The following is a 10,406-nucleotide window of genomic DNA, read 5'->3' on the forward strand; positions in this document are numbered from 1 at the left end:
TGCCGTAGATCACGGCCTGGGCGGGCGGGAAGAACAGGAACAGCGGCTGGGTCGCCGACCAGAGCATTCCCCAGACCCAGAACACGACGCCGACGGCGACGCCGAGCACGGCGGCGACGACGATGTCCACGGTGCGCCACCGGGGCAGGCGGGCCCACAAGGCGGACAGCACGGACTTCATATGGATGTCCCTTCGCATCGGTTGCGACACGAGGGGGCGTGAGCCAAGAGCGCCCGTCGCGCGGGCGGGTCCTACGACTTCCTTCGCCGGCATGATCCGGATCAGGTGTCTAAGGGTCTGCGGCCGGACCGCACTCTCAGCGCCGAAGCGCTCCCCTGTCGTTCCCTCCCATTATGACCGACCGACGCGAAAGGGACATATCACTCCCACAACGAACCGTCTCCGCACCCCTACCGCAGCACGATGCCGTCGTCCATCGCCTGCGGCGGATCGGGCACCGCCACCAGGCCCATCTCCACCGGGCAGGTCAGGCGCGGGTGGTGCGGCAGCACGCGCACCGTGTACCCGCAGGCCCCGGCCCGCGACAGCGGCGCCGTGCCGGTGTAGCGCAGCAGCGCCCCCTCCCCGCCGTCCGGCTCCAGCACCACCGCCAGGGGCTCCTCCAGGCGGTCCCCCTCGCCCACCCGGCCGATCAGCGCCTCCACCCGCACGTCCCGCGGCTCCAAGCCGCCCAGCACCACCGTGGCGTGCACCGACAGCTCGCCGCCCACCTGCGGCGCCTCCTGCACGCCCCCCACCTCCACGTGCTGGATCCGCACCCCGGGCCACCCCGTGCGCACCCGGCGCTTCCACTCGGCCAGCTCCCGCGCCCCGGCCGCGCCCTCGGCCAGCAGGCGGCGCGAGGAGTCGGCGGCGCCCTGGTAGAGCCGCTCGGAGTACTCGCGCACCATCCGGGTGGCCAGCACCTTGGGCCCCAGCGACACCAGAGTGTGCTTGACCATCTCCAGCCAGCGCTTGGGCAGCCCGTCGGCGTCGCGGTCGTAGAACAGCGGCGCCACCCGGTTCTCCACCAGGTCGTACAGGGCGTGCGCCTCCAGGTCGTCGCGGCGCTCGGGGTCCTCGACGCCGTCGGCGGTGGGGATGGCCCACCCGTTCGACCCGTCGAACCACTCGTCCCACCAGCCGTCGCGCACCGACAGGTTGAGCCCGCCGTTCAGCGCCGACTTCATCCCCGATGTGCCGCTGGCCTCCAGCGGGCGCAGCGGGTTGTTCAGCCACACGTCGCACCCCTGCACCAGGGCGGTGGCCAGCGCCATGTCGTAGTCGGGCAGGAACACCAGGCGGTGCCGCACCCGGGGGTCGTCGCCGAAGCGCACGATCTCCTGGATGAGCCGCTTGCCGCCCTCGTCGGCCGGGTGCGCCTTGCCCGCGATGACGATCTGCACCGGCCGGTCCGGGTGCAGCAGCAGCCGCCGCAGCCGCTCGGCGTCGCGGAGCATCAGGGTGAGCCGCTTGTAGGAGGGCACCCGGCGGGCGAAGCCGATGGTGAGCACCTCCGGGTCCAGCGCCCCGTCCACCCAGCCCAGCTCGGCGGCGCCCGCCCCGCGCGCCCGCCAGGAGGCGCGCAGCCGCTCCCGGGCCTCCGTGACCAGCCGGGCGCGCAGCACCCCGCGCATGTGCCACAGCTCGGCCTCGTCGGCGCCGGTGACTTTGCGCCACCCCTCGGGCCCGGTGAACTCCCCGGAGTCCGGCACCAGGCGCGCGGCGAGCTCCTGGGCCTCCTCGGCGACCCAGGTGCGGGCGTGCACCCCGTTGGTGACCGAGGCGATGGGCACCTCGTCGGCGTCGAACCCGGGCCACAGCCCTTGGAACATCGACCGGCTGACCGCCCCGTGCAGGCGGCTGACCCCGTTGGCGCGCTGGGCCAGGCGCAGCCCCATCACGGCCATGTTGAACACGCCCGGGTCGCCCCCGTCGTGGTCCTCGGCGCCCAGCGCCAGCAGCCGGTCGGCCGGCAGCCCCGGCACCGCCGGTGACGGCCCGGCCAGGTGGCGCCGGACCAGCTCGCGCGGGAACCGGTCGATCCCGGCCGGGACCGGGGTGTGGGTGGTGAACACCGTGCCCGCGCGCGCGGCCTCCACCGCCTCGTCGAAGCCCAGGCCGGACTCCATGTACTCGCGGACCCGCTCCAGCCCCAGGAACCCGGCGTGGCCCTCGTTCATGTGGAACACCTCGGGCACCGGATGGCCCGTGCTCTCGCAGTAGAGCCGCACCGCGCGCACCCCGCCCACGCCGAGCAGGACCTCCTGGCGCAGCCGGTGCTCGCCCCCGCCCCCGTAGAGCCGGTCGGTGACCGCCCGCATCTGCGGGGTGTTGCCCTCGTGCATGGCGTCCAGCAGCAGCAGCGGCACCCGCCCGACCCGGCACACCCAGATGCGGGCGGCGAGCCGCTCGCCGTCGGGCATGTCCACCGACACCTCGGCGGGGGCGCCGTCCTCCCCGGCCAGCCGGGTCACCGGCAGGCCCTGCGGGTCGACCTCGGGGTAGGACTCCAGCTGCCACCCCTCGGGCGACAGCGTCTGGGCGAAGTAGCCGTGCCGGTAGAGCAGCCCCACCCCGACCATGGGCAGGCCCAGGTCGCTGGCGCTCTTGAGGTGGTCCCCGGCCAGGATGCCCAGGCCGCCCGAGTACTGCGGCAGCGCGGAGGTGAGCCCGTACTCGGCGGAGAAGTAGGCCACCGCGGCCGGGGGCGCCTCCCGTCCGGCCGCCGCGGCCTCTGCGGCCGCGCGCTGGTACCAGCGCGGCTCGGAGAGGTAGGCGTCCAGGTCGGCGGCGGCCTCCGCGACCCGCCCGGCGAAGGAGGCGTCGCCGGCCAGCGCGGCCAGCCGGTCGGCGCCGGCCTCGCCGAGCAGGCGCACCGGGTCGCCCCCGGCCGCCCGCCACAGGTCCGGGTCGACGGCGCGGAACACCTCCCGGGTCGGGGCGTGCCAGGCCCAGCGCAGGTTGGCGGCGAGCCGCCCCAGCGGGGCCAGCGGCTCGGGCAGGACGGTACGGACGGTGAATCTGCGGATGGCCTTCACGCAGCGGCACGCTAGTCCAGGTGCGGCCCGCGCACCAGGACGCCGCGCAATTTCACGTGCATTCGCACGCCGAATTCCCGGTCCGGCCGTTACCACGGTGACAGAAGACCGTTATGCCGGATTTCACGGAAATGAAACGGGATGAAATCGCCGGGGACATCCGAATCGGAACTGTGACGACTATCACAAAAATTAGGGCCGCCGGACTGTCGGACACGGGCGCCCGCGCACCGACGATAGGACTGTGGGCGCGGCGCCGCTCCGGCCGCGATTCCCCCCGAAAACCTCAGGCCCCCCTGCCTTCATTCGGCAATGGACGCTGCCCGGACTCGGGTCACACCGGCCACATGCGGCGAAAACCGCCGCTCGCGAAGAATTGGTGCACACGTGATCGGACGAATTCCCGTACTCGACCCCGCCCCCGTGCTGTCCTACGGCACCGCGCAGGCCGCCGAACACGAGACGGTCCCGGTGTCCGCCACCGTGCTGCGCGAGGGCCACGGCGCCCTCGGCGCGCACGCGGTCCTGTACGACCCGCGCGGGCGCCGCCGCGACCGGGTGCGCATGGCCGAACAGGCGCCCGGCACCGACCGCTACACCGCGGACCTGCGCCCGGACGCCCCCGGTAGGTGGAGCTTCGCGATCGAGGCCTGGGCCGACCCCTACGCCACCTGGCGGCGCGAGGCCGCCGCCAAGATCCCCATCGGCCAGGACACCGAGCTCGTCCTGGAGGAGGGCGCCCGGCTGCTGGAGCGCGCCGCCCGGCGGGTCCCCCGCCGCCCCGCCCTGGCCGCCGCGGCCCGCACCCTGCGGGACGCCTCCCTGCCCGCCGCCGACCGGCTCGCCGCGGCCGCCGCCGGGGAGGCCGCCGCCCTCATGGAGGCCGAGCCGCTGCGCGACCTGCTCACCCGGACCAAGCGCTTCCCGCTGCAGGTGCACCGGCGGCGGGCCCTGGTCGGCTCCTGGTACGAGCTCTTCCCCCGCTCCGAGGGCGCCCGGTTCGACGAGGCCGACGGCGTGTGGCTCTCGGGCACCCTGCGCAGCGCGGCCAAGCGGCTGCCCGCCATCGCCGACATGGGCTTCGACGTCGTCTACCTGCCGCCCGTGCACCCCGTCGGGCACACCTTCCGCAAGGGCCGCAACAACACACCCTCGGCGGGGCCCGGCGACCCCGGGTCGGTCTGGGCCATCGGCTCCCACGAGGGCGGGCACGACGCGCTCCACCCCGACCTGGGCGACCTGCGCGACTTCGACGCCTTCGTGTCCGAGGCCGCCGCGCACGGCATCGAGGTCGCCCTGGACCTGGCCCTGCAGTGCTCCCCCGACCACCCCTGGGTGACCGAGCACCCCGAGTGGTTCGCCCGCCGCGCCGACGGCACCATCGCCTACGCCGAGAACCCGCCCAAGAAGTACCAGGACATCTACCCCCTGGACTTCGACGCCGACCCCGAGGGCCTCTACGCCGAGGTGGCGCGGGTGGTGCGGTTCTGGATGGACCGCGGGGTGCGCGCCTTCCGGGTGGACAACCCGCACACCAAGCCGCTGGCGTTCTGGGAGCGGCTGCTGGGCGACATCGCCGCCACCGACCCCGACGTGCTCTTCCTGTCCGAGGCCTTCACCCGCCCGGCCACCGTGCACGCCCTGGCCCGGGCCGGGTTCCACCAGTCCTACACCTACTTCACCTGGCGTACCGCGAAGGAGGAGCTGCAGGACTTCGCGGCCTCCCTCACCGGGGAGGCCGCCGCCTACATGCGGCCCAACCTCTTCTGCAACACGCCCGACATCCTCCACGCCTACCTGCAGGAGGGCGGCCGCCCGGCGTTCGAGGCGCGCGCGGTGCTGGCCGCCACCCTCTCGCCCACCTGGGGGATCTACTCCGGATACGAGCTGTGCGAGAACACCCCGCTGCGCCCGGGGAGCGAGGAATACCTCGACTCCGAGAAATACGAGTACAAACCCCGGGACTGGGACGCGGCCGACGCCGCGGAAATGTCGATCTCCCCGCTGATCCGCAGGCTAAACTGTCTGCGGCGCGACCGCCCCGCATTGCAGGAACTGCGCAACCTGCGGTTCCACCATGTCGACCGGCCCGAGCTCATCTGCTATTCAAAACGGCTGCCCGGGGACACGGTCATCGTCGTCGTGAACCTCGACCCGCACCACGTCCGAGAGGCCACGGTGCGGCTCGACATGCCCTCTTTGGGTTTCTCGCCCGAAACGAGCCTCTCGGTACGCGACGAGCTCTCCGGCGAGACCTACACCTGGGGTCAGGCCAATTACGTGCGCCTCGACCCGAACGTCCAGACCGCACACGTTCTGACGGTGGAGCCGCTCCCGTGACCACACCCGCCCTGCCGCGCAACCCGCACTGGTACAAGCACGCCGTCTTCTACGAGGTCCAGGTCCGCGGCTTCCACGACTCCAACGGCGACGGCGTCGGCGACCTGCGCGGCCTCATCGACAAGCTCGACTACCTGGCCTGGCTGGGGATCGACTGCCTGTGGCTGCTGCCCCTGCAGGAGTCGCCGCTGCGCGACGGCGGGTACGACATCTCCGACTACATGGCCGTCCAGCCCGAGTTCGGCACCATCGCCGACTTCGTCGAGCTGATCGAGCAGGCCCACGCGCGCGGCATCCGGATCATCACCGACCTGGTGATGAACCACACCAGCGACCGCCACCCCTGGTTCCAGGCCTCGCGCACCGACCCGCAGGGCCCCTACGGCGACTTCTACGTCTGGTCCGACACCACCGACCGCTACGCGGACGCGCGCATCATCTTCGTCGACACCGAGCAGTCCAACTGGTCCTACGACGAGGTGCGCGGCCAGTACTACTGGCACCGGTTCTTCTCCCACCAGCCCGACCTCAACTTCGAGAACCCGGCGGTGCAGGAGGCCGTGCTGGAGGTGCTGCGGTTCTGGCTGGACCTGGGCATCGACGGGTTCCGGCTGGACGCGGTGCCCTACCTGTACGAGCGCGAGGGCACCAACTGCGAGAACCTCAAGGAGACGCACGAGTTCCTCAAGCGGGTGCGCAAGGAGGTCGACCGCCTCTACCCCGACCGGGTGCTGCTCAGCGAGGCCAACCAGTGGCCCGCCGACGTCGTCGACTACTTCGGCGACTTCGAGTCCGGCGGCGACGAGTGCCACATGAACTTCCACTTCCCGCTGATGCCGCGGATGTTCATGGCCGTCCGCCGCGAGCAGCGCTACCCGATCTCCGAGATCCTCGCCCAGACCCCCCGCATCCCCGCCAACTGCCAGTGGGCCATCTTCCTGCGCAACCACGACGAGCTGACCCTGGAGATGGTCACCGACGAGGAGCGGGACTACATGTACGCCGAGTACGCCACCGACCCGCGCATGCGCGCCAACGTGGGCATCCGGCGCCGGCTGGCCCCGCTGCTGGACAACGACCGCGACCAGATCGAGCTGTTCACCGCCCTGCTGCTATCCCTGCCCGGCTCCCCGGTGCTCTACTACGGCGACGAGATCGGCATGGGCGACAACATCTGGCTCGGCGACCGGGACGCGGTGCGCACCCCGATGCAGTGGACCTCCGACCGCAACGCCGGGTTCTCCCGCTGCGACCCCGCCCGGCTGTACCTGCCGCTCATCCTCGACCCCGTCCACGGCTACCAGGCCCTCAACGTCGAGGCCCAGCGCGGCGACGCCGGGTCGCTGCTCAACTGGACCCGCAAGATGATCCGCATCCGCAAGCGCCACCCCGTCTTCGGCACCGGCGACTTCACCGAGCTGCACGCCAGCAACCCCAGCGTGCTCGCGTTCGTCCGGGAGTGGGGCGACGACCGGATGCTGTGCATCAACAACCTCTCCCGCTTCCCCCAGCCCGTCGAGCTGGACCTGCGGCGCTTCGAGGGGGCCACCCCCGTGGAGTGCACCGGCGGGGTGCGCTTCCCCGCCATCGGCGAACTGCCCTACCTGCTCACCCTGCCCGGCCACGGCTTCTACTGGTTCCAGCTGCCGCCGGTCGAGGAGGGGGACGGGCCCACCACCGACGACCGCACCCGGGACACGGCATGAAGGAGATCGAGGAGCTGCTGGCCGCGTGGCTGCCGCGGCAGCGCTGGTTCGCCGGGAAGACCGCCCCCGTCGAGGCGGTGCACATCGAGCGCGACCTACCCGTCGGCGGCGGCGACCCCGGCCCGCACGGCCCCGGCATGCGCCTGCTGGTGGTGCGGGTGGCCCAGCCCCGGGGCACCGACCGCTACCTGGTGGTGCTCGGCCTCGCCGAGCCCGGCCGCCTGCGCCCCGGACTGGAGCACTGCGTCATCGGCCGGTGCCGCGTGCGCGGCACCCGGCGCACCGCCTACGACGGCCTGTACGACCCCGAGCTGACCGCCCGCCTCCTGCACCTGATCGCCCGCGACGCCGACCACGGCCCGCTGCGCTTCCGCACCCGCCCCGGCCACCCGGTGCGCACCGGGCTGCGCAGCCTCGTCCTCACCGGAGAGCAGTCCAACACCTCGCTCGTCTTCGGCGAGGACTACGTGCTCAAGGCCTTCCGGCGGCTGTGGCCCGGCCTCAACCCCGACCTGGAGCTCAACGGCGCCCTGGAGGGCTCGCCGTACGCGGCCCCGCCGCACGGGTGGATCGAGGCCGACATCACCGACGGCGGCCGGCCGGTGCCCACCACCGTCGCCATGCTCCAGGGCTACCTGCGCAGCGCCACCGACGGGTGGGTGCTCGCCGCCACCAGCGTGCGCGACCTGTACGCCGCGCCCGGCACCGCCCCCGCCGACGCCGGGGGCGACTTCGCCGCCGAGGCCGAGCGGCTCGGCGCCGCCACCGCCGCCGTGCACCGCACGCTGGCCCGCGCCCTGCCCACCGACGTGCTGCCCGCGGCGGGCCTGCGCGACCTGGCCGACGCCATGGCCCGCCGCCTGGACGAGGCCACCGAACAGGTGCCCGAACTGGCCCCCTACGCCGGGGTGCTGCGGTCCGCCTTCGACGACTTCGCCCGCGCCCCGGCCCCGCTGCCCGTGCAGCGCGTGCACGGCGACTACCACCTGGGCCAGGTGGTGCGCACCGACGCCGGGTGGGTACTGCTGGACTTCGAGGGCGAGCCCGCCGTGCCGGTGGCCGAGCGGCGCCGCCCCTCCAGCCCGCTGCGCGACGTCGCCGGGATGCTCCGCTCGTTCGACTACGCCGCCCGCCACCAGCTCATCGGCAGCGCCGATGAGGAGCTGCTGGCCCCGGCCGCCCGCGCCTGGGCCGACCGGAACCGCGAGGCGTTCTGCTCCGGCTACGCCGCCGGGGGCGGCACCGACCCCGACAAGAACCTGACGGCGCTGCGCGCCTTCGAGTACGACAAGGCGGTCTACGAGGTGCTCTACGAGGCCCACCACCGCCCCACCTGGCTGCGCGTGCCGCTGGACTCCATCGCCGCGCTCGCCCACGCTTGAGGAGCCCCATTGACACCCGACCCCGCCGAGGTCGACCGGCTCACCGCCGGCCGCCACCACGACCCGCACGCCCTGCTGGGCGCCCACCCCGACGGCGCCGGAACGGTGGCGCTGCGGGCGCTGCGCCCGCTCGCCCGCACCGTGCACGCCGTCCTGCCGGACGGCTCCCGGGTGCCCATGGAGCACGCCCACGGCGGCGTGTTCACCGCCGAGGTCCCCGCCGCCGCCCTGCCCGGCCACCCGCCCGACTACCGCATCGCCTGCACCTACACCCCGGACGGCCCCGAGACCGTGGCCGACGACCCCTACCGGCACCCGCCCACCCTCGGCGACCTCGACCTGCACCTCATCGGCGAGGGGCGGCACGAGGAGCTGTGGCGGGTGCTGGGCGCCCACCCCGGCCCCGACGGCACCGCCTTCGCCGTGTGGGCGCCCGGCGCCCGGGGGGTGCAGCTCATCGGCGACCTCAACCACTGGGACGGCACCGCCCACCCGATGCGCTCCCTGGGCTCCAGCGGCGTCTGGGAGCTGTTCGTGCCCGGCCTGGGCCCCGGCGCGCTGTACAAGTTCCGGGTGCACGGCCGCGACGGCGGCGTCCAGGACAAGGCCGACCCGATGGCCTTCGCCGCCCAGCACCCGCCCCAGACCGCCTCCATCGTGCACGCCTCCGCCCACACCTGGGGCGACGACGCCTGGATGAACGAGCGCAAGGCCCGCGACCACACCCGCGAGCCGATGAGCGTCTACGAGGTGCACCTGCCCTCCTGGCGCCCCGGGCTGGGCTACACCGAGCTCGCCGCCGAACTCGTCGAGCACGTGCGCGCCCGCGGCTTCACCCACGTGGAGTTCCTGCCCGTGGCCGAGCACCCCTTCGGCGGCTCCTGGGGCTACCAGGTCACCTCCTACTTCGCCCCCACCTCCCGGCTGGGCTCCCCCGACGGGTTCCGGCACCTGGTCGACGAGCTGCACCGGGCCGGGATCGGCGTGCTGCTGGACTGGGTGCCCGCGCACTTCCCCAAGGACGCCTGGGCGCTGGCGCGCTTCGACGGCTCGCCCACCTACGAGCACCCCGACCCGCGCCGCGGCGAGCACCCCGACTGGGGCACCCTCGTCTTCGACTACGGCCGCACCGAGGTGCGCAACTTCCTCATCGCCAACGCCCTGTTCTGGCTGGAGGAGTTCCACATCGACGGGCTGCGGGTGGACGCCGTGGCCTCCATGGTCTACCTGGACTACTCCCGCGACTCGGGCGAGTGGGAGCCCAACGCCTTCGGCGGCCGGGAGAACCTGGAGGCGCTGGAGTTCCTGCGCGAGCTCAACACCGTCTGCCACCGGCGCAACCCCGGAATCATCATGGCCGCCGAGGAGTCCACCGCCTGGCCCGGGGTGACCCGCCCGGTCCACCACGGCGGGCTGGGGTTCGGCTTCAAGTGGAACATGGGCTGGATGCACGACACCCTGGAGTACCTCAAGCGGGACCCGGTGCACCGCGCCCACCACCACGGCGAGATCACCTTCTCGATGATCTACGCCTACAGCGAGAACTACATCCTGCCGCTCTCCCACGACGAGGTCGTGCACGGCAAGGCGTCCCTGCTGTACAAGCAGCCCGGCGACGAGTGGCGCCGGTTCGCCGGGCTGCGCTGCCTCCTCGCCTACATGTGGGCCCACCCCGGCAAGAAGCTGCTGTTCATGGGCGGGGAGATCGGCCAGGGCGACGAGTGGTCGCACGAGGCCGGGGTGCAGTGGTGGCTGCTCGACCACGGCTTCCACCGCGGCGTGCAGGCCCTGGTCGACGACCTGAACGGGCTCTACCGCACCCGCCCGGCCCTGTGGGCGCGCGACTGCGAGCCCGAGGGCTTCCGGTGGATCGACGGCGGCGACGCCGAGGGCAACACCCTGTCCTTCCTGCGCTTCGACGACGGCGGGCGGGCCC

General features: G+C 73.2%; 6 protein-coding genes and 1 riboswitch. Of the genes, 4 read left to right on the top strand and 2 right to left on the bottom strand.

What is annotated here, in order from left to right; translation table 11 throughout:
• A partial coding sequence (locus D476_RS33925) for an ECF transporter S component (protein ID WP_040726710.1) occupies positions 1 to 181 on the bottom strand: 181 nt, incomplete at its 3' end.
• A gap of 61 nt (positions 182 to 242) precedes the next feature.
• Positions 243 to 348: riboswitch (TPP riboswitch) on the bottom strand.
• Between the two features lie 63 nt (positions 349 to 411).
• The gene (gene glgP, locus D476_RS0119925; protein ID WP_017625690.1) at positions 412 to 3,042 is read right to left on the bottom strand and encodes an alpha-glucan family phosphorylase; all 2,631 of its coding nucleotides are present in this window, start codon (positions 3,040 to 3,042) and stop codon (positions 412 to 414) included.
• A 387-nt stretch (positions 3,043 to 3,429) separates the two neighbouring features.
• Here glgP and D476_RS0119930 point away from each other — a divergent pair, with 387 nt between their 5' ends.
• From D476_RS0119930 to glgB, 4 genes are all read left to right on the top strand, one after another.
• Positions 3,430 to 5,382: an alpha-1,4-glucan--maltose-1-phosphate maltosyltransferase gene (locus D476_RS0119930; RefSeq protein WP_026123677.1), complete on the top strand. Its 1,953-nt coding sequence runs from the start codon at positions 3,430 to 3,432 to the stop codon at positions 5,380 to 5,382.
• Positions 5,379 to 7,088, top strand: a complete 1,710-nt coding sequence (treS, locus tag D476_RS0119935; protein WP_017625692.1) for a maltose alpha-D-glucosyltransferase — start codon at positions 5,379 to 5,381, stop codon at positions 7,086 to 7,088. The genes D476_RS0119930 and treS overlap by 4 nt, the downstream gene beginning before the upstream one ends.
• Positions 7,085 to 8,470: a maltokinase N-terminal cap-like domain-containing protein gene (locus D476_RS0119940; protein ID WP_017625693.1), complete on the top strand. Its 1,386-nt coding sequence runs from the start codon at positions 7,085 to 7,087 to the stop codon at positions 8,468 to 8,470. The genes treS and D476_RS0119940 overlap by 4 nt, the downstream gene beginning before the upstream one ends.
• Before the next feature lie 9 nt (positions 8,471 to 8,479).
• A partial coding sequence (glgB, locus tag D476_RS33930; protein ID WP_017625694.1) for a 1,4-alpha-glucan branching protein GlgB occupies positions 8,480 to 10,406 on the top strand: 1,927 nt, incomplete at its 3' end.

The organism is Nocardiopsis chromatogenes YIM 90109, assembly GCF_000341185.1.
Lineage (GTDB): Bacteria > Actinomycetota > Actinomycetes > Streptosporangiales > Streptosporangiaceae > Nocardiopsis_A > Nocardiopsis_A chromatogenes.

Excerpts from the sequence above, each read along its gene's own strand:
- D476_RS0119940 (WP_017625693.1), top strand. The coding sequence starts at position 7,085 with ATGAAGGAGATCGAGGAGCTGCTGGCCGCGTGGCTGCCGCGGCAGCGC.